Source organism: Duganella sp. 3397, from assembly GCF_031456625.1.
Classification (GTDB): domain Bacteria; phylum Pseudomonadota; class Gammaproteobacteria; order Burkholderiales; family Burkholderiaceae_D; genus Rugamonas; species Rugamonas phyllosphaerae.
The window spans coordinates 196,580-215,966 of record NZ_JAVDVB010000001.1 but is presented as its reverse complement, the minus strand read 5'-3'; the positions used below and the strand labels follow the sequence as shown (position 1 = coordinate 215,966).

At 65.4% G+C, this 19,387-nt stretch carries 20 protein-coding genes and 1 tRNA gene; 5 read left to right on the top strand and 16 right to left on the bottom strand.

The genetic code is table 11. The features are described 5' to 3' along the window. Positions 1-184 precede the first annotated feature (184 nt). The 3 genes from J2X54_RS00930 (at position 185) to J2X54_RS00920 (ending at position 2,392) form a co-directional block, all read left to right on the top strand. Positions 185-847, top strand: a complete 663-nt coding sequence (locus tag J2X54_RS00930; RefSeq protein WP_310176735.1) for a uracil-DNA glycosylase — start codon at positions 185-187, stop codon at positions 845-847. A 141-nt stretch (positions 848-988) separates the two neighbouring features. Further along, complete coding sequence (locus J2X54_RS00925; protein ID WP_310176734.1) at positions 989-1,468, top strand: group 1 truncated hemoglobin; 480 nt, start codon at positions 989-991, stop codon at positions 1,466-1,468. A 21-nt stretch (positions 1,469-1,489) separates the two neighbouring features. Next, entirely contained in the window at positions 1,490-2,392 is a 903-nt protein-coding gene (locus J2X54_RS00920; RefSeq protein ID WP_310176731.1) for a DUF3034 family protein, read from the top strand. On the opposite strand, the gene J2X54_RS00915 is transcribed toward J2X54_RS00920, so the two are convergent. The 5 genes from J2X54_RS00915 to J2X54_RS00895 form a co-directional block, all read right to left on the bottom strand. Continuing rightward, positions 2,389-2,928, bottom strand: a complete 540-nt coding sequence (locus J2X54_RS00915; protein ID WP_070247641.1) for a peroxiredoxin — start codon at positions 2,926-2,928, stop codon at positions 2,389-2,391. The genes J2X54_RS00920 and J2X54_RS00915 overlap by 4 nt on opposite strands. Positions 2,929-2,932: 4 nt before the next feature. Further along, the gene (locus J2X54_RS00910) at positions 2,933-3,583 is read right to left on the bottom strand and encodes a BON domain-containing protein (RefSeq protein WP_070247640.1); all 651 of its coding nucleotides are present in this window, start codon (positions 3,581-3,583) and stop codon (positions 2,933-2,935) included. After that, a complete protein-coding gene (locus tag J2X54_RS00905; RefSeq protein WP_070247639.1) occupies positions 3,576-4,172 on the bottom strand; it encodes a phosphoheptose isomerase in 597 nt (198 codons plus the stop codon). Before J2X54_RS00905 ends, J2X54_RS00910 begins: the two co-directional genes overlap by 8 nt. A gap of 69 nt (positions 4,173-4,241) precedes the next feature. Continuing rightward, the gene (locus tag J2X54_RS00900) at positions 4,242-4,616 is read right to left on the bottom strand and encodes a YraN family protein (RefSeq protein ID WP_310176723.1); all 375 of its coding nucleotides are present in this window, start codon (positions 4,614-4,616) and stop codon (positions 4,242-4,244) included. Positions 4,617-4,623: 7 nt separating this feature from the next. Next, complete coding sequence (locus tag J2X54_RS00895) at positions 4,624-6,006, bottom strand: penicillin-binding protein activator (protein WP_310176721.1); 1,383 nt, start codon at positions 6,004-6,006, stop codon at positions 4,624-4,626. A gap of 32 nt (positions 6,007-6,038) precedes the next feature. Here J2X54_RS00895 and rsmI point away from each other — a divergent pair, with 32 nt between their 5' ends. Next, on the top strand, positions 6,039-6,947 hold the full coding sequence (gene rsmI / locus J2X54_RS00890; protein ID WP_310176718.1) for a 16S rRNA (cytidine(1402)-2'-O)-methyltransferase: 909 nt from the start codon (positions 6,039-6,041) through the stop codon (positions 6,945-6,947). A gap of 18 nt (positions 6,948-6,965) precedes the next feature. Here rsmI and J2X54_RS00885 read toward each other — a convergent pair whose 3' ends face one another. Beyond that, a complete protein-coding gene (locus J2X54_RS00885) occupies positions 6,966-7,646 on the bottom strand; it encodes a hypothetical protein (RefSeq protein WP_310176717.1) in 681 nt (226 codons plus the stop codon). 122 nt (positions 7,647-7,768) lie between these two features. Here J2X54_RS00885 and J2X54_RS00880 point away from each other — a divergent pair. Then, positions 7,769-7,845, top strand: a tRNA-Pro gene (locus J2X54_RS00880). 117 nt (positions 7,846-7,962) lie between these two features. On the opposite strand, the gene J2X54_RS00875 is transcribed toward J2X54_RS00880, so the two are convergent. From J2X54_RS00875 to J2X54_RS00830, 10 genes are all read right to left on the bottom strand, one after another. Then, entirely contained in the window at positions 7,963-8,874 is a 912-nt protein-coding gene (locus J2X54_RS00875) for a hydroxymethylglutaryl-CoA lyase (protein ID WP_310176714.1), read from the bottom strand. A 1-nt stretch (position 8,875) separates the two neighbouring features. Continuing rightward, entirely contained in the window at positions 8,876-9,808 is a 933-nt protein-coding gene (locus tag J2X54_RS00870) for a glyoxylate/hydroxypyruvate reductase A (RefSeq protein ID WP_310176712.1), read from the bottom strand. 17 nt (positions 9,809-9,825) lie between these two features. Next, positions 9,826-11,859, bottom strand: coding sequence for an acetyl/propionyl/methylcrotonyl-CoA carboxylase subunit alpha (locus J2X54_RS00865; RefSeq protein ID WP_310176710.1), 2,034 nt, complete (start codon positions 11,857-11,859; stop codon positions 9,826-9,828). A gap of 96 nt (positions 11,860-11,955) precedes the next feature. Then, entirely contained in the window at positions 11,956-13,005 is a 1,050-nt protein-coding gene (gene bioB / locus J2X54_RS00860) for a biotin synthase BioB (protein WP_070245885.1), read from the bottom strand. Between the two features lie 30 nt (positions 13,006-13,035). Beyond that, positions 13,036-13,902, bottom strand: coding sequence for a dethiobiotin synthase (bioD, locus tag J2X54_RS00855; protein WP_310176707.1), 867 nt, complete (start codon positions 13,900-13,902; stop codon positions 13,036-13,038). Continuing rightward, positions 13,893-15,092 (bottom strand): 8-amino-7-oxononanoate synthase, encoded by a 1,200-nt coding sequence (gene bioF / locus J2X54_RS00850; protein WP_310176705.1) that lies wholly within the window; start codon positions 15,090-15,092, stop codon positions 13,893-13,895. Before bioF ends, bioD begins: the two co-directional genes overlap by 10 nt. A gap of 1 nt (position 15,093) precedes the next feature. Continuing rightward, positions 15,094-16,422: an adenosylmethionine--8-amino-7-oxononanoate transaminase gene (gene bioA / locus J2X54_RS00845; protein ID WP_310176703.1), complete on the bottom strand. Its 1,329-nt coding sequence runs from the start codon at positions 16,420-16,422 to the stop codon at positions 15,094-15,096. 75 nt (positions 16,423-16,497) lie between these two features. After that, positions 16,498-17,283, bottom strand: a complete 786-nt coding sequence (locus J2X54_RS00840) for an enoyl-CoA hydratase/isomerase family protein (RefSeq protein ID WP_310176700.1) — start codon at positions 17,281-17,283, stop codon at positions 16,498-16,500. 9 nt (positions 17,284-17,292) lie between these two features. Then, on the bottom strand, positions 17,293-18,915 hold the full coding sequence (locus J2X54_RS00835; protein ID WP_310176698.1) for a carboxyl transferase domain-containing protein: 1,623 nt from the start codon (positions 18,913-18,915) through the stop codon (positions 17,293-17,295). A 30-nt stretch (positions 18,916-18,945) separates the two neighbouring features. Then, the gene (locus J2X54_RS00830; RefSeq protein WP_310176696.1) at positions 18,946-19,386 is read right to left on the bottom strand and encodes a YchJ family metal-binding protein; all 441 of its coding nucleotides are present in this window, start codon (positions 19,384-19,386) and stop codon (positions 18,946-18,948) included. Between the last annotated feature and the right edge of the window lies 1 nt (position 19,387).

Genomic DNA, 19,387 nt, shown 5'->3' with positions numbered 1-19,387 from the left:
ATTGCTTGTCTGCCAACAATTGGTTGCGGCTACTAGATTTCAACAGAAAATTGTCTCGCCAACTTCTAATTTTTGTCTCACAAACTTCTGAATGAAATGTCGTGAAAGCGGTCAATTTGTCGCACGAACTACTGAATGTTCACAGCGGCAGTCAACGCCTGATTGTGAAGGTAAGGCGGCTTTCATGACCGTCCGCATCGAACCCTCATGGAAAGCCCACCTGCAAGACCAGTTCGAGCAACCGTACTGGCAAGCCCTCACCGAGTTCGTGAAGGACGAGTACGCCGCCGGTCCTTGCTGCCCGGCCGGCAAGGATATTTTTCGGGCCTTCGACCTGACGCCGTTCGATGACGTCAAAGTGGTGATCCTGGGGCAGGATCCGTATCACACGCCCGGCGCCGCCATGGGTTTCTGCTTTTCAGTCCCCGACGGTAATCGTCCCCAGCCCAGCCTGCAAAACATCTTCCAGGAACTGCGCGACGATGTCGGCGTTGAGCGACGTCACACCGACCTGACCGACTGGGCCGAGCAGGGCGTGTTCCTGCTCAACAGCGTGCTGACCGTGCGTGCACGCCAGGCCGGCTCGCATGCCAACAAGGGCTGGGAAACCTTTACCGACAGCGCCATAGCCCGGTTGTCCGACCAGCGCGACGGGCTGGTGTTCATCCTGTGGGGCAGTTACGCGATCGCCAAGCGCGCCCTGATCGATACCGGCAAGCACCTAGTGCTTACCTCGCCGCACCCGTCGCCATTCTCGGCCCGCAAGGGCTTCTTCGGCAGCAAGCCATTCTCGCGCACCAACGATTACCTCGCTGCCCACGGCAAGGAGCCGATCCGCTGGGCATGACCGCACGCACACGGAAGTGGATGCAACGCCACAACTGGCAAGTCGAAAGTATTGTTCCCCAGCAAACAAATGCCAGATTGCCACGCATAAGCTGATAAATTGTCGGGGGGACATTCCCTATTGCCCTGTTGAGGAACCGACATGCAACTACTTTCCCGTGTGGCCACCGTGATGACCGGCTTGCTGCTGTCGTCCTCGCTGGTCGTGGCGCAAACGCCTTATACCGACGACACCGTGTACCAGGGGCTCGGCGGCAAGCAAGGCATCAAGAACATCGTCGAGACCTTTATTCCGCTGGTACTGGCCGATCCGCGCATCAAGGACAACTTCGCCGACTTCGACATGGAGCAGCTAAACGTGCGGCTGCAGGAGCAGATTTGCGAGTTCGCCGGCGGACCGTGCAGGTACACCGGCAAATACCGCGACAAGACCATGGACGGCGTGGGCACCGTGCGCGACATGACCACCGTGCACCAGGATCTCAAGATTACCAACGCCATGTTCAACGCGCTGACCGAAGACCTGCAAATCGCCATGGAACGCCACAACGTCCCCAACAGCGTCGCCAACAAGCTGGTGGCCAAGCTGGCGCCCATGCAGCGCGCCATTGTCACCAAGTAAGCAGCCGCCAGGAGCATCGCCATGACATTTTCAATCTCCCGGACAGCGCTTGCCCTGTCCATCCTGGGATTGGCCGCCGGCAGCGCCGCCGCCCAATCCCAGGCTGCGCCCGACATGGGCAAGCTGCTGGCCACCGGCGGCGTGATCCAGGTGGAAGGCGCCGGCGGCGGCGGCATCGTGCCGTGGGCGCTGATCACCGGCTACGGTACCCGCGACAGCTGGGGCGCCAACGCCCATTACACCTATATCAGCACCCAGGACTACAAGCTCGACACCTACGGCGTGGCGATCGGCTTGGCCGACCGCGTGGAATTGTCGGTGGCCAGCCAGTCGTTCAAGGGCAGCCTGGCGCCGCTCGACAACCTCAACCTCAAGCAGGACATCCTCGGCATCAAGGTCAAGCTGGCGGGTGATGCCGTGTACGAGCAGGACAGCTGGCTGCCGCAGATTGCCGTGGGCGCGATGTTCAAGGACAACAAGGGGGTGAAGGGGCTCGGTGCGCTGGGCGTCACCAGTGTCATCGAGCTGGGCGCGAAAGACGACAGCGGCTACGATTACTACGTGGCGGCCACCAAGCTGCTGCTCGAACAAAGCCTGCTGCTCAACCTCACCTTGCGCGCCACCAAGGCCAACCAGATGGGCCTGCTGGGATTCGGCGGCGACCAGGGCGACAGCCGCAAGCTCATGCCTGAGGTATCGGCCGCCTACCTGGTCAACCGCCACCTGGCAGTGGGCGCGGAGTACCGGCGCAAGCCGCACAACCTCGGCGTCGATCCCGAGAAGGCTTATTACGATGTGTTCGTGGCGTGGTTCCCGACCAAGAATGTGTCGGTGACGGCGGCGTATGCTAACCTGGGCAAGATCACGGTGTTCAATCCGAAGACCCAGCGCGGCCTGTACCTGTCGGTGCAGACCGGATTTTAGCTTTTAAGTGACGTTGCCAGTAACTTGTGCAGCGCCGGGAAATCGGGCTGCCCCACGTACTTTTTGAGGATCTTGCCATCCTTGGCGATGACAAAGGTGGTGGGGGTCATGGCCACGTCGCCGTAGGCCTTGGCGGCCGAGCCGTCGGTGTCGAGCGCCACCTTGAAGGGCAGCTTGCGCGTATCGGCGTAGTTGACCACGTAGTTGGGCGGGTCGTAGCTCATGGCCACGGCCACGAATTCCAGGCCGTCGTCCTTGAACTTGTTATAGGTCTCCACCATTTGCGGCATTTCGGCCACGCAGGTAGTGCACGAGGTAGCCCAGAAGTTGACCATTACCACCTTGCCGCGCAAGTCGGCAGGCGCGATCTTCTCGCCCTTGATGGTGACGAACGTGACCTCGGGCGCCACCGGGCGCTTGCTGAGCGTGACGTACGCCACCGCGCCGATCACGGCCAGCGCCACGGCGGCGATCACCGGCTTGACCCAGGCGCGCGAGGATTCCGGCGAGGCGACAGTGGAGGTGGTCGTGCTCATGGCATTACTGCGCCGAACCGCTAGGCTTGGGCTGGTACGACTTCCACTCGTCGTCGGTGATGTATTCGAACACCTTGACGACCTTGCTCACGCCCGAAACGCCACGGGCGACGTCGGCGCCGATTTGACCTTCGCGCTGGGTCACGCGGCCCATCAGGTACACCACGCCACGCTCGGTCACCACCTGGTACGAGTTGGCCGAGATATCCTTGGCGTCCACCAGGCTGGCCTTGACCTTGCCGGTGATGATGGTGTCGTTCGAGCGCGAGGTGTAGCTGGCAGGGCCAGATACTTCCAGCTCGTTGATGACCGACAGCACGCCTTCGACAGCTGCCATTTCGCGTTCTGCGGTGGCCTTGGCGGCATCGTCCGGTACTTCGCCCGACAGCAGCACGCGGCGGTTGAAGCTGTTGATGTTGACGTGGGCGTCGCTGCCAAGCACATTGCGCAGCTTGTTCGCACCCTTGAGCTGGATCGACGTATCCTCGGTTTGCGCACCGAAGGTGCGGCGGTCGGAGGCGGCCAGGGTGCCGGTGATGGCGCCGCCGGCAACCAGCGCCACGCAACCTGACAGGGTCGCGGCGGTAGCCAGGCACAGCACGCTCATGGCAAGCGGGCGCTTCATGTTGGTCCAGATGGTGCGGGAATTACTCATTCACATCTCCTCCGAATAGGGCGACGTCGATGCCGTCGCAAATACTGTGGATGCAGACCAGGTGTACTTCCTGGATGCGGGCGGTACGGTCGGCGGGGACGCAGATATGGACGTCGGCGTCGGTCAGCATCTTGCCGATCTCGCCGCCGCCCTTGCCGGTCATGGCGACCACGCGCATTTCGCGCTCGAGCGCCGCTTCGATCGCAGCCACCACGTTGCCCGAGTTGCCGGACGTGGAAAACGCCAGCAGGATGTCGCCGGCCTGGCCGAACGCCTGTACCTGCTTGGAAAAGATTTCGCGGTAGCTGTAGTCGTTGGCCACGGCCGTCAGGATCGACGTGTCGGTGGTGAGCGAAATGGCCGGCAGCGGGAAGCGTTCGCGTTCGAAGCGCCCCACCAGTTCTGCAGCGAAATGCTGGGCGTCGGCAGCCGAGCCGCCGTTGCCGCACACCAAAATCTTATTGCCATTAGACAATGCCGCAAACATCATCTCGATGGCTTGGGCGATATGGGGCGCCAGCACAGTGGCCGATTGGATCTTCAGTTCGGCACTTTCGTGGAAGTGCGCCAGGATGCGTTGATTTGTCATAGTGTGCTGATTATAGTGCAGTCATCGAGAACCCCGGACAAGTGCTGTTAAAAATGCTTACAACTCGTTTCATAGGGTAATGATATTGCGCAGCCATTCCAGTTGATCGCCGTCAAGCGCCACCAGGTCGAAGCGGCAGGGCGGGGGCGCGCGGTGGCGCAGCAGGTAGCACTGGGCCGCGTGGACCAGCCGCCGCTGCTTGGCGTGGGTGACGCTGGCAGCTGCGCCGCCGAAGCCGCTGGCTGCGCGGCGCCGCACTTCCACGAACACCAGGTGGGCGCCGTGGCGCATGATCAGGTCGATCTCGCCGGCCTTGCAGCGAAAATTGCGCTCGACCAGCACCAGGCCCTGTGCCAGCAGGTAGGCCAGCGCCCGGTCCTCGCCCTGCTGGCCCAGTTGCTGTTGCGCGGTGCGCCGTCCGCTCGGCGCGCGGGACGGCGCCATGGGATGGTTACTGTTGCACGGCCTGCGGCACGCCGTTCTTGAACACGGCCGGCTGCTCCACCCGCTCGAAGCGGGCCGCACCCTGGCCGAAGTCCACCGTCAGGCGCCCGGTCACGCCATCGAGCTGGAAGCGGCCAGCCGGCTGGCGGCTCACTTCCCGCGCCACGCGGTAGGCGTCAATGCCCAGCGCGTACAGCCGTTCCATGTCAGCCGTGCCGGCCTGTACCGGGTGCGGGTACACCATCACCGCCGGATGGTCGCGCTGCACCTGCCATGGCAGGTCGAGCAGGCGCACGCCATCGAGTTCATTGGTCGGCGAATTCATGCCGCCACCGGCGTTCAGCGCCGAGGTGCCGTACAGCGGCAGGGCGGCAAAGCCGGTGGGCGCGGCTGGCGCCGCCGGTGCTGCCGGCAAGCCGGCGGCGGTGCTGATCGCCGGCTCGTCCGCTTCATGTACCAGGCCGCTGTTGAGCGCTCCGCGCAGCTGGCGGGTCTGGTCGGCGCCCATGGCCGAGAACAGCAGGCCCGGCGGGTCCTGCTGCAGGCGTGCGCGCAGTTGCACCAGGTCCGGGTCGCTCAGGTAATTATTCGGTGCGCTCAGTTCCACCATGCGCACCTGCTGGCCCAGTTGCTGCCAGTGGGCGGCAAACGCGCCCGCAATGCGGCGCTGCCACGGCGTGCTGGTGGTGATGATCATGGCGCTGGCGCCCGGTTGCTCGGCCGCCGCCCATTGCGCCACCTGGCGCGCCTCTTCCTCGATCGACAGGCCCATGGCCAGCATTTGCTGTGGCAGAGGAATAGCGTTGGGTGTGCCGTAACCTTCCGGGTGGTTGAGGGCGATGGTGGGCTTGGTGACCAGCGGGCTGGTCGCCACGGCGGTGACCGCCGAGCGCGCCAACGGGCCGACGACCAGGTCCACGCCTTCCAGCGTCTGGGCGTAGCTGGCCAGGATGTCCTGCGCCGCGTCGCCGGTTTCCACCACGGTGACGGTGATGTTGTCGCGGTCGCGCTCCCAGGCGGCCATGAAGCCGGCGCGCAGCGCGTCGGCGGCGGCGCCCAGGGTTTCCGAGCGCAACGGCAAAATCAGGCCCATGCGCACCGGCGCACTGGACGGCCGGGCCGCCTCGCTGGCCGGCCGGTAGCCGGTGGCGTTTTCGGCGCGCAGCTGGTCGGTCTCCGGCGCGCGCGTGGGTTCGGCGGCCGCACCGGGCATGTCGATGGCGAACACTTCCGCGGCTGGCGGTGGCGGCTCCGGCGGCGGTGGCGGCAACGGCACGGGAGCGGGGGCCGGCGGCGGGCTTATAATGATAGGCACGGACGAGCCGCACCCGCTCATCAGCGCCAGCGCCGCCACTGCGGCCACTGCCGCGCACAACCTCATTTTTTTCATCTTGCCCCCTAATTACAATCACTGACCACGATATGTCTGAACACACACCCCGCGCCATTTCCGCCCTTCCTGTCTTGGAAGAAACAGCGCACCAGACCTATCCTAGCGCAACCTTGTACGTCGTGGCGACCCCCATCGGTAATGTCGCCGACATCAGTGTGCGCGCTTTGCACGTTTTAAGCCTGGTCGATGCGGTCGCGTGCGAGGATACCCGCAACACCGCGCAACTGATGACACGCTTCGGCCTGCACCGCCCGCTGATCGCCGCCCACCAGCACAACGAGCGCGAAGTGGCCGAAACGCTGATCGCCCGTCTGCAGGCTGGCGAGCGCATCGCGCTGGTGTCCGACGCCGGCACCCCGGCCGTTTCCGACCCTGGCGCACGCATCGTCGAAGCCGTGCGCGCGGCCGGCCTGCGCGTGCTGCCGCTGCCCGGTGCGTCGGCGGCGGTAACGGCGCTGTCGGCCAGCGGCCTGGTCAACGACCAGTTTTATTTCGTGGGCTTTTTGCCAGCCAAGGCCAGGCAGCGTGAAAACTTCCTGTCGACCTTGCGCACGGTGACCGCCACCATGGTCTTCTACGAAGCGCCGCACCGCATTCTCGACTGCGCCACTGCGCTGGCAGCCGTGTTCGAGCCGGAGCGCGAGGTCGTGTTCGCGCGTGAGCTGACCAAGATGTTCGAGGAAATCCACCGCTGCCCGCTATCCGAGGCCGAGGCCTGGATCCGCGCCGACGCCCACCGCGAAAAAGGCGAGTTCGTGGTGCTGCTGGCCGGCGCGCCCGCGCAGGACCGCGAGAGCGATGCCGATGCCGAACGCATCCTGAAAATTTTGCTGACCGAGTGTTCGGTCAAGCAGGCGGCTTCCCTGGCGGCGCAGATTACCGGCCGCAAGAAGAATGCGCTGTATGACCGGGCCTTGCAGCTCAAGCAGGAAGAATAACAGCGGCGGCAGCGGCGGCTACCACTTGCAGCCGCTGTCCTTCTTATCGAGCAGCCACACCAGCGGCGCCAGCAAGCCACCGGGCGTGTTACGGCAGTCGCCGCGCTTGGCGCCGGCAATGCCTTTTTGCAGCCGGGTTTCATGGTCTTCCGGGTACAGCGGATGGTCGTCGAGGCGCTTGGCCAGCGAGTCGGGGCGGGTGGTGTCTTTTTCGGTGGCTACGCGACGTGCGGCCCGGCGCGCCGCCTCCATGTCGAAGGTGGCGGCGGCTGGTTCGCGCAGCGGATCGTAGGACGCGGCCGGCGCCGTGATTGCCCCGGCAGCGGCGGCAGTGGTGGCCGTCGTGGCCGTCGCGCTGGCGCTGGCGCTGGTGCTGCCGGTGCTGTGGTCAGCCGCTGGCGCTGGCTGCTTTGGCGTCGCCTCGGCCCGCGCCACGGCGGTCCGCTCACGCGACCGGGGCGAACCTGGAGCTCTTGTCGATGGCGTGGTCGCAGGTTTGGCCGGTTCGACTTTTGCCACCGGCGGCTTGAATGGTTGCAGCCACACCGTCATGGTCCGGTTAGGCGGCGGCTCCGGCGGCAGCTTGGGGGCGGCCAGGCGGTAGCCCAAGATCAGCGCCGCGTGCAGCGCCAGCGAAATCAGAATGCCCGGCACGATGCCGGGGCGCCGCATTGATTCCGTCGATAACGCTGCGCTCATGGCCGGTCCTTGGTTGGGGTGCATGCATTTTATGTAAGTTCCAGCGGTTTGCGCCGGAAATGGCATAAATATTTATGACGCCCTTGACGGAGAATGCGGCAGCTTGTATTATCTTGCTTCTTCGGAGTGTAGCGCAGCCCGGTAGCGCACCTGGTTTGGGACCAGGGGGTCCAAGGTTCGAATCCTTGTACTCCGACCAAAATTTAAAATCCCGCCTGACGGCAACGTCAGGCGGGATTTTTCCATTGTGGCAGCGATTCGGCGTGGGTTGTTTTGGATAGCCCGGCGAGCCGGGCCGGTAAGGATACTAACGGGCTTAGCTGGTGCGTTTTGCCGCCAGCGCATTGCCCGCGCGGCTCGCGCTCTTGCGGCCCAGGAACTGCGAAATGAACTGGCCGGCATCGACCACGATATCGAGGTCGATGCCGGTCTCGATGCCCAGGCCTTGCATCAGGTACAGCACGTCCTCGGTGGCGATGTTGCCGGTGGCGCCCTTGGCGTACGGGCAGCCGCCCAGGCCGGCCACCGACGAGTGGTAGATCGAAATGCCCACTTCCAGGCTGGCGTAGATGTTGGCCAGCGCCTGGCCGTAGGTGTCGTGGAAGTGGCCGGCCAGCGCGTCGATCTGGAATTCGCGCGCGGCGCGCTCCATCACCGTCTGCGTCTGGCGCGCGGTGGCCACGCCGATGGTGTCGGCGATGTCGATTTCGTCGCAGCCCAGGTCGCGCATGCGGCGCACCACGTCGGCCACCGACTCGGGCGAGACGTCGCCCTGGTACGGGCAGCCGAAGGCGCAGCTGATGCTGCCGCGCAGGCGCAGGCCGTGTTCTTTGGCCGCCTGCGCCACGCCCTCGAAGCGGGCGATCGATTCGGCGATCGAGCAGTTGATGTTCTTTTGCGAGAATGCCTCGGACGCCGAGCCGAAGATCACCACCTCGTCGGCGCGCGCGGCCAGCGCCGCGTCAAAGCCCTGCATATTGGGCGTGAGCGCGGAATAGATGGTGCCGGGCCGGCGCGCGATGGCGGCCATCACGTCGGCGCTGGTGGCCATTTGCGGCACCCACTTGGGCGACACGAACGCAGCGGCTTCGATGTTGCGGAATCCGGCGCCCGACAGGCGGTTGACCAGTTCCGTCTTGATCTCGGCCGGGACGCTTTCCTTTTCGTTTTGCAGGCCGTCGCGTGGTCCCACTTCGACGATTTTCACTTGCTTTGGCAGGTTGGCCATATCAGTATCCCAGGTTGCGGTCGACGATATCGGCGACCGGTTGTCCGCTTTCGAACTGGCGGATTTTGTCGGCAATCTGCTGCACGCTTTCGCGCCGCAGGGTGAGCGCCGAAATGTGCGGCGTGATGGTGATGCGCGGCTCCTGCCAGAACGGATGCTGCGCGGGCAGGGGCTCGTTGCGGAACACGTCGAGCGTGGCAGCGGCAATGTGGCCCGACTTGATCATCGCCAGCAGTTCCGGCTCGGCGATGTGGGCGCCGCGCGCAACGTTGATGACGTACGCACCGGCCGGCAGCTTGCCCAGGTTGGTGCGGTCGATCAGGTTGTTGGTGCGCGGCGTCAACGGCAGCATGCACACCAGCACCCGGCTGCCGCGCAAAAAGGTGTCGAGGCCGTCGTCGCCGTGGTAGCACTGCACGCCATCCATGCGTTTGTCGGTGCGGCTCCAGCCGCGCAGCGGGAAGCCGAACGGCGCCAGCGCCTCGATCACGCGCGTGCCCAGCGCACCGAGTCCCAGCACGCCGATGGCGAAGTCTTCGCGGTTGTACGGCGGCAGCGTGGCCCACACGCCGGCGCGCGCCTGGCGCTCGTAGTCGTCGAAGCGGCGGAAGTACCGCAGCACCGCGTGGGTGACGTATTCCGCCATCTGCAGGCCCATGCCGGCGTCACCTAGCCGAATGATGGGGATCTCGCGCGGAATCGCGTCGCCGTAGCGCAGCAGCGCATCGACCCCGGCGCCGGTGTTGAAGATGGCCTTTACCTGGGCCAGCTCGGGCAGCATGGCCTCGGGCGGCGACCACACCACGGCGTAGTCGCACGGCTGGCTTTTTTCGCCGGCGTGCCAGATCTCGAATTCCGCCTCGGGCAAGTACTTCGAAAAATCCTTGAGCCACGGCTCGGTCTTGCCGTCGGCGCGGTGCAGAAGTATGCGCATGGTGTATTCCCGGATTTTTAGGTTTTGAAGGCCAGCAGCGGCGCGCCGTCGGCCACCTGGTCGCCCACGCCGTACAGGATCTCGTCGATCACGCCGTCGTGCGGCGCGGCGATGGTGTGCTCCATCTTCATCGCCTCCATGATCACCAGCGCTTCGCCGCGCTTGACCTGCTGGCCCTTGGCCGCCAGTACTGCCACGACCTTGCCCGGCATCGGCGCGGTCAGGCGGCCGGTGTCGAGTTCGGCCTCGCCCGCGTGGGCCATCGGATCGTGGTACGTGAGCTGGTAGTGGGCGCCGCCGGTAAACACGTGCAGCACGTCGCCGTCGCGCCGCACCACGCCGTGGATGGTCTGCTCGCCCAGGCGGATGGCGTAGTCGTCGCCCTGGTGCGCGGTCAGGTGCAGCTGCTGCGGCGTGTCTGGCGCCGAGGTGGATGCACCGGTGCTGAACAGCCAGCCGTCGGCGCGATAGCTCAGGTGCGCGGTGTAATCGAATTCGTCGCTGAACGACAGCGCGCGCAGGTACGGCTGGTTCAGGCGCCAGCCGGTGGCGCTGCTCCACGGGTCGCCGGGGTGGTTGCCCTGGCTGGCCGCCTGTCCTTGCTCCGACGCCATCAGCGCGGCGCATGCCAGCGCCAGGGCCGCAGCGGGCGCCTCGGGAGCTGCCGTAAACAGGATGTCGTGATTGCGCTCGATCAGGCCCGTATCGAGATCGGCGGTGGCAAACGCGGTGCTTTGCACCAGGCGCTTGAGGAAGGCGACGTTGGTGGTCAGGCCCACCACCTGGTACTGCGACAGCGCCTGCACCATGCGCGCAAGCGCCTGCTGGCGGTTGGCGCCCCACACGATCAGCTTGGCGATCATGGGGTCGTAGAACGGCGATATCGCATCGCCGGCGCGTACGCCCGAATCGATGCGTACCGGCGCCGGCGCCTTGGCGTCGCCACCGAGTTCGAACATCACCGAGGCCGGTGTGCCCAGGTGGCGCAGGGTACCGATCGACGGCAGAAAACCTTTGTCGGGGTTTTCGGCATAGATGCGCGCTTCGATGGCGTGGCCGTGGATCGCCAGCTCATCCTGGGTTTTCGGCAGCGCTTCGCCGGCGGCCACGCGCAGCTGCCACTCCACCAGGTCGGTGCCGGTGATCATTTCGGTGACCGGGTGTTCCACTTGCAGGCGCGTGTTCATCTCCATGAAGTAGAACGAGCCATCCTGGTTGACGATGAATTCCACCGTGCCGGCGCCCACGTAGCCGACCGCGCGGGCAGCGGCGACCGCTGCCTCGCCCATGGCGGCGCGGCGTTCCTGCGGCAGGTTAGGGGCCGGCGCTTCTTCCAGCACTTTCTGGTGACGGCGCTGCACCGAGCAATCGCGCTCGAACAAATAGATGCAGTTGCCGTGGGTGTCGGCAAACACCTGGATTTCGATGTGGCGCGGGCGTTGCAGGTATTTTTCGGCCAGCACCTGGTCGTCGCCGAAGGAGCTGATCGCTTCGCGCTTGCACGAGGCCAGGGCATCCTTGAACTGCGCCGAACTCTCGACCACGCGCATGCCCTTGCCACCGCCGCCGGCCGAGGCCTTGAGCAGGACGGGATAGCCGATGCGGTCGGCTTGCGCCTGCAGGAAGTCGGGGTCTTGCTGTTCGCCGTGGTAGCCGGGCACCAGCGGCACGTTGGCCTGTTCCATCAGCGTCTTGGCGGCAGACTTCGAGCCCATGGCGCGCATGGCCGATGCGGGTGGGCCGATGAAGACCAGGCCGGCAGCCTCGCAGGCTTCGGCAAAATCGGCGTTCTCGGACAGGAAGCCATAGCCGGGGTGGATCGCCTGCGCGCCGGTCTCTTTGGCGGCAGCGATGATCTTGTCGCCGCACAGGTAGCTTTCCTTGGCTGGCGCTGGGCCGATCAGGATCGCTTCGTCGCAGCTGGCGACGTGCAGGGCGTTGGCGTCCGCCTCCGAATAAACGGCGACGGTCTTGATGCCCAGGCGGCGCGCGGTGGCGGCGACGCGGCAGGCGATTTCACCACGGTTGGCGATGAGGATTTTCTGGAACATTTTTAGTCTCCGTATTTTTTATTTTTAACCCCCAACTACCTGGGGTCGGACCCGATAGGGTCCGACCCCGCCGTGCCGGGGTTCAAGCGTGCCGCATCAGCAGCCGCACTTCTCCTTAGGCGCCGACTCCAGCACGGCGCCACGGGTTTTGAGGCCCAGCTTTGCCAGCAGCTCGCGGTCGTCGGTCGCTTCCGGATTGTCGGTCGTGAGCAGCTTGTCGCCGTAGAAGATGGAGTTGGCGCCGGCCAGGAAGCACATCGCTTGCACCGCTTCGCCCATCTGGCGCCGGCCGGCCGACAGGCGCACGCGCGCCTTCGGCATGGTGATGCGTGCGACCGCAATGGTGCGCACGAATTCGAACGGGTCGAGCGGATCGATACCGTAGAGCGGCGTGCCTTCCACCTGCACCAGGTGGTTGACCGGTACCGATTCCGGATAGGGATTGAGGTTGGCCAGCTGCGCGATCAGGCCGGCGCGTTGCAGGCGCGTCTCGCCCATGCCCACGATGCCGCCGCAGCACACCTTTAAACCTGCTTCGCGCACGTGGCCCAGGGTGTCGAGGCGGTCCTGGTATTCGCGGGTGGAGATCACGTTGTCGTAGAACTCGGGCGCGGTATCGAGGTTGTGGTTGTAGTAATCGAGGCCGGCGTCTTTCAGGCGCTGCGCCTGTTTTTCTTCCAGCATGCCCAGCGTGGCGCAGGTTTCCAGGCCCAGCGCTTTTACCTCGCGCACCATCTCTTCGACCTTGTCCATGTCGCGCTCTTTCGGGCTGCGCCAGGCGGCGCCCATGCAGAAACGCGTGGCGCCGTTGTCCTTGGCCTGCTGCGCCGCTGCCAGCACGGTGTCGATGTCGAGGATTTTCTTCGCCTCGACGCCGGTGTCGTAGCGCGCCGCCTGCGGACAGTAGCCGCAGTCTTCCTCGCAGCCGCCAGTCTTGATCGACAGCAGCGTGGCCAGTTCGACGTCGCCGTCCGGGAAGTTGGCGCGGTGGGTTTGCTGCGCCTTGAACATCAGGTCATTGAACGGCAGCTCGAACAGCGCCAGCACGTCGTCGATCGGCCAGGTGGCTGCGGGCGGCAGCGTGATGGCGGCGGTCGGGCGGTGCAGGGCGACGACTTTCGGTTCTTGGAGGGTGTTCATGGACATCGGTTTTCCTTCGTGGATCAAGTGTTTAGTTCAGGTGTTCTTTTGTGCCGGCCAGTCGGGCAGCATCGTAAAGTCGAGGTAGGCGGCAGCCGCTTGCGCGCTCGGTTGCGCCAGGCGCGGTACGCGGCCCAGCAGCGGCGCCGGTATCCGCTGTTCGAGCGCGGCGATATTTTCGTCGGCAAAGGCCATGTCGGCCTGGGTTTCGTTGGCCACCCAGCCGGCCAGATTCAATCCGCGCGCGGCGATCGCTTCGACCGTCAGAAGCGCATGGCTGATGCAGCCCAGGCGCAGGCCCACCACCAGCACCACCGGCAGGTCGAGCTGCTCGGCCAGGTCGGCGGTGTCGAATTCGTCGTTGAGCGGCACTCGGAAGCCGCCGACGCCTTCGACCACCACGGCGTCGGAGGCGGCGTTGATTTCCACGTACGCGGCCAGGATCGGCACCGGCGAAATCTCCACGCCTTCCAGGGCTGCCGCGATGTGCGGTGCGGCTGGCTCGCGCAGCAGGAACGGCGTGGTGATCGATGGCAGCAGGTGGACGTTGCCGGCGGCGGCCAGCTGATCGCAGTCGTCGTTGTGCCACACGCCGTCGCGCAGCTCGGCGCCGGCAGCCACCGGCTTCATGCCGCAGGCGCGCACGCCGGCCTGCACCAGCGCGTGCAGCATGGCCGACGAGACCAGGGTTTTGCCGATCTCGGTGTCGGTGCCGGTAACGAAGCAGGAAAAACGCGGCGGCAGCGCAGCGGCTGCCACGGCGGCGGTGGCTGCGGTCTGGGCGTTGGCTGCATCATCGGCATCGGTGTCGATGATCTCGGTGTCGAGAACGATTTCGCCAGCCACTTCGGCATCGGCCGGCGGGTTATCGACTATTACGGGGGCGTCGAGGTTCATGTCCATTCCTTTTCCAGTGCATTGATCGCGGCGCTCAGTTGCGACACTTCCATGGTGCTATGCCCGGCCGACAGCGTCACCCGCAGCCGCGCGGTGCCAGCTGCCACGGTGGGCGGGCGGATCGTGCCTACCCACAGTCCCTGTTCATACAGGGCCGCGCCGGCGCGCATGGTTTCGGCATTATCGCCGATCAGGATGGGCTGGATGGCGGTGGCCGATGGCAGCCGTTGCCAGCGTTGCAACTGCAGGCCTGTCGCAGCATCGTCCAATTGTGCCACCAATGCCTGCAAGTGGGCGCGGCGCAGGGCGCCTTCGGCACCGTCGATCAGGTCCAGGCTGGCCAGCAGCGCATGGGCCATGGCCGGCGGTGCGGCGGTCGTGAAGATATACGGGCGCGCCTTCTGGATCAGCGTTTCGATCACCGTCTCGTGGGCAGCGACAAACGCGCCGCCGACGCCGGCTGCCTTGCCCAGGGTGCCCATGTACACCAGGTACGGCGAGCGCAGGTCAAAGTGTTCGAGCGCGCCGTGGCCGCGCGCGCCGAGCGTGCCGAAGCCGTGGGCGTCATCGACCACCAGCCAGGCGTTGTACTGTTCGCACAGCGCCAGCAGTGCGGGTAGCGGCGCCAGGTCGCCGTCCATGCTGAACACGCTGTCGGTGACCACGAGTCTGGTCGCGGCATTGCTGGCCTTGAGCATGGCCTCGAGGGCAGCCAGGTCGGCGTGCGGATAGACGTGCACGCGCGTGCGCGAGAGACGGGCGCCGTCGATCAGCGAGGCGTGGTTGAGCGACTCGGAAAAAATTTCGGCATCGCGGTCGCCCGCCGTCAGGCCGCTGATGATGGCCAGGTTGGCCATGTAGCCGGTGCAAAAGGTCAGTGCGCGTGGCCGCTCCAGGTGGGCGCCGACAAACCCGGCCAGCCGGTCTTCCAGCAGCGCGTGCGGACGGGTGTGGCCGCTGATCAGGTGCGAGGCGCCGCTGCCGGCGCCGTACAGGGACGCGCCTTCGCGCAGGGCTTCGACGATCAAAGGATGGTTGGCCAGGCCCAGGTAGTCGTTGCTGCAAAAGGCCAGCAGTTCGCGGCCATCGACCGTCACGCGCGGACCGCACGGTGTATCGACCGTGCGGCGGCGGCGCATCAGGCTGCGCTCGTCGAGCGCCTGCAACTGCTGCGAGAGTTGGGCAAGCAGCTGCATGTCAGCCCGCCATCACTTGATCGAACACCGCCAGCGTATTGGCGGCCAGGCCGGCGATTTCGTCGTCGTCCAGGATGTACGGCGGCATCAGGTACACGGTGGCGCCAATCGGGCGCATCAAGAGTTCGTGCTGCACGGCCGTGGCAAAGAAGCGGCGCGAAAAATCGGGCGTGGCATCGATCGCGTCGAAGGCCCAGATCATGCCGCGGTTGCGGAAGTTGCGTACCTTGGCATGCTGCGCCAGCGGTTGCAGGGCGGCGGTCAGTTTCGCCGACTTGACGCGGTTGGCGGCCAGCACATCGTCTTCCTCGAAGATTTGCAGCGTGGCCAGCGCGGCGCGGCACGCCAGCGGGTTGCCGGTGTACGAGTGCGAATGCAGGAAGCCGCGCGTGACGTCATTGCTGTAGAACGCCTGGTAGATGTCGTCGCGCGTCATCACCAGCGAGAGCGGCAGGTAGCCGCCGCTGATGCCCTTGGACAGGCACACGAAGTCGGGCCACACGCCGGCCTGCTCGCACGCGAAGAAGGTGCCGGTGCGCCCGCATCCGACGGCGATTTCGTCGAGGATCAGGTGCACCGAGTACCGGTCGCACAGCGCCCGCACCAGTTGCAGATACAGCGGGTCGTGCATGGCCATGCCGGTGGCGCATTGCACCAGCGGCTCGATGATGATGGCGGCGATCCTGTCCGCCTTTTGCTGGAACAGGCGCTCGACGTCGGCGGCGGCGCGGCGCGCCATGTCTTCGGCGGTTTCACCGTCACGGGCCTGGCGTGCATCGGGCGACATCACGGTTTGGGAGGCGCGCAGCAGCGGGCCGTAGGCGTCCTTGAACAGGGCCACGTCGGTGACGGCCAAAGCGCCGATGGTCTCGCCGTGGTAGCTGCCCTTGAGGCAGACGAATTCCTGCTTGGCGGTCTTGCCGTGGTTGCGCCACGAGTGAAAACTCATCTTGAGGGCGATTTCCACGGCAGAGGCGCCGTCGCTGGCGTAAAAGCTGTGACCGAGCGCGCCGCCGGTCAGGGCCGACAGTTTTTCCGACAGCTCGATCACCGGCTCGTGGGTGAAGCCGGCCAGCATGGCGTGTTCCAGCGTGTCGAGCTGGTCTTTCAGCGCCGCGTTGATGCGCGGGTTGGCGTGGCCGAACAGGTTGACCCACCACGAGCTGATGGCGTCGAGGTAGCGGCGGCCTTCATGGTCGTACAGCCAGGCACCCTGGCCGCGCTTGACGGCAATCAGCGGCACGGTTTCGTGGTGCTGCATCTGGGTACACGGATGCCAGACGCTGCGCAGGCTGCGGGTGACCCATTCGCTTTGATTATTCAATTCCAAAACTGCTCCAATGATTACAATATCTACAGACGCTAGATCCGCCATTCCCGCGAAAGCGGGAATGACGATGCTGGGTTAACTCAACCAGGCCGGCTTGCGCTTCTCGAGGAACGACGCCACGCCTTCGCGGCCCTGCTCCGAGGCGCGGATGGCGGCGATGCGCGCGGCGGTATCGTCCACCAGCGCGTCATCGACCGGCCGTCCCGCCACCTCGCGCACCAGCGTCTTGGCCTGGCGTACGGCAGCGGGGCTGTTGTTGACCAGCGCCTTGGTGATCTCCGCCACCGTAGCGTCGAGCGCATCGGCGGCCACCACGTCGTGGGCGAAGCCGATGCGCAGCGCGGTGGCGGCGGTGAACCGCTCGGCCGTCAGGAAGTACCGGCGCGAGGCCTGCTCTCCCATGGCCTTGATCACGTACGGGGCGATGGTGGCTGGAATCAGGCCCAGTCTCACTTCGCTCAGACAGAACTGCGCTGTATCGACTGCCACCACGATGTCGCACGCGGCCACCAGGCCCATGCCGCCGGCATAGCAGTCGCCCTGCACGCGCGCCACCACCGGCTGCGGGCACGCGTAAATCGTACGCAGCATGGTGGCCAGTTGCAGCGCATCGGCACGGTTTTCGGCGTGCGTGTAGCCCGCCATTTTCTTCATCCAGTTCAAATCGGCGCCGGCGCAAAAGGCCGGGCCGCTGGCCGCCAGGACGATTGCGCGTAACGACCCGTCGGCGCCCAGCGCCGAGAACGCCTGCGTCAGTTCGGCGATGGTCGCCTCGTTGAAGGCATTGCGCACGTCGGGACGGTTCAGGGTGACGGTGGCCACTTGGCCGGCACGCGCGACGGTTAAAGTCTCGTAGGTCATGGCCGCTCCTTACATGCGAAATACGCCGAACTTCGTGTCCTCGATCGGTGCGTTGAGCGCAGCCGACAGGCCCAGGCCCAGCACCGTGCGGGTGTCGGCCGGATCGATCACGCCATCGTCCCACAGGCGCGCGGTGGCGTAATACGGGTGGCCCTGTTCTTCGTACTGCTGCTTGATCGGCTGCTTGAAGGCGGCTTCTTCATCCGCCGACCAGGTGCCGCCCTTGCCCTCGATGCCGTCGCGCTTGACGGTGGCCAGCACGCTGGCAGCCTGGTCGCCACCCATGACGGAGATGCGCGCGTTGGGCCACATCCACAGGAAGCGCGGCGAGAACGCCCGGCCGCACATGCCGTAATTGCCGGCGCCGAAACTGCCGCCGATGATGACGGTGAACTTGGGCACGGCGGCAGTGGCCACGGCCGTGACCATCTTGGCGCCGTGGCGGGCGATGCCTTCGTTTTCGTACTTGCGGCCCACCATGAAGCCGGTGATATTTTGCAGGAAGACCAGCGGGATCTTGCGCTGCGCGCACAGCTCGATGAAGTGCGCGCCCTTGACGGCAGACTCCGAGAACAGGATGCCGTTGTTGGCGATGATGCCCACCTTCATGCCGAAGATATGGGCAAAGCCGCACACCAGGGTGGCACCGAAGCGCGCCTTGAATTCATCGAATTCGCTGCCATCGACGATGCGGGCGATCACCTCGCGCACATCGAACGGCTTGCGGGTATCGACCGGAATGACGCCATACAGTTCCTCGGCCGGGTACTTCGGCTCCACCACCGCGCGCAAGGCGCCCTGCTGCGGTTTAATGCGATTGAGGTTGGAGACGATGGTGCGCGCCAGCGACAGCGCGTGCAGGTCGTTCTGCGCCAGGTGGTCGACCACGCCCGACAGGCGGGTGTGGACGTCGCCCCCGCCCAGGTCTTCGGCGGTGACCACTTCGCCGGTGGCCGCTTTCACCAGCGGCGGGCCGCCGAGGAAAATCGTGCCCTGTTCCTTGACGATGATCGACTCGTCGCTCATAGCCGGCACGTACGCGCCGCCGGCGGTGCACGAACCCATCACCACGGCGATTTGCGGGATGCCCTTGGCCGACAGGTTGGCCTGGTTGTAAAAGATGCGGCCGAAGTGGTCGCGGTCGGGAAAGACGTCGTCCTGGTTGGGCAGGTTGGCGCCGCCGGAATCGACCAGGTAGATGCAGGGCAGGTGGTTCTGGTCGGCGATTTCCTGCGCGCGCAGGTGTTTTTTGACCGTGATCGGGTAATAGGTGCCGCCCTTGACGGTGGCGTCGTTACAGACGATCACGCACTCCTGGCCGGCCACGCGGCCGATGCCGGTGATGATGCCGGCCGCCGGCGCCGCATCGACGCCGTTGGCGTCCTGGTACATGCCGTAGGCGGCCATTTGCGACAGTTCGAGGAATGGCGTGCCGGGATCGAGCAGCATTTGTACCCGGTCGCGCGGCAGCAGCTTGCCGCGCGCGACGTGCCTGGCGCTGGCTGCGGCGCCGCCGCCCTGGGCGATGGCAGCGACCTTGGCGCGCAAGTCGTCCACCACCGCCTGCATGGCGGCGATGTTGGTCTTGAAGTCTGCACTACGGGGATTGAGCTTGGTGTCGATCTGCGGCATGGTTGTCCTTTGCGCGTGGTCTCGTGTCGATTACTGCGGAAAATGTCCGTCAACGTAAAACCAGCGCAAGGCGCCATCGGCAGGATCGGCCTCGCGCACGAAATTGCTGACCTCGTGCAGCCGCTCGGCCCGGCCGCCAACCTTGAACCGTGCCACGAATTCCACCGTGTCGCGCTCCTCGTCGGCGTGTTCTGCTTTACGTTGACGTAAACGTAAAGAAGATTTTACCTCAAGTCCCAGCCAGTGCAATTTTTCCTCGGCGCCAAATAAAGGCTCGGTCGGACGGGTGCTGGCGTGCCAGGTCGCCAGCAGGTACGGCTCGTTGCGCTGGCCGTAGGCGGTATAGCGCGAGCGCATCAGCGCTTCGGCCGTGGGCGCGATGGCGGCGCCTTCGATGTACGGGCCGCAGCAGGTGGCCAGCGCGGGGCCGCCGCAGGGGCAGCCGGCGGACGCAGGGGACTTCTTGGACATG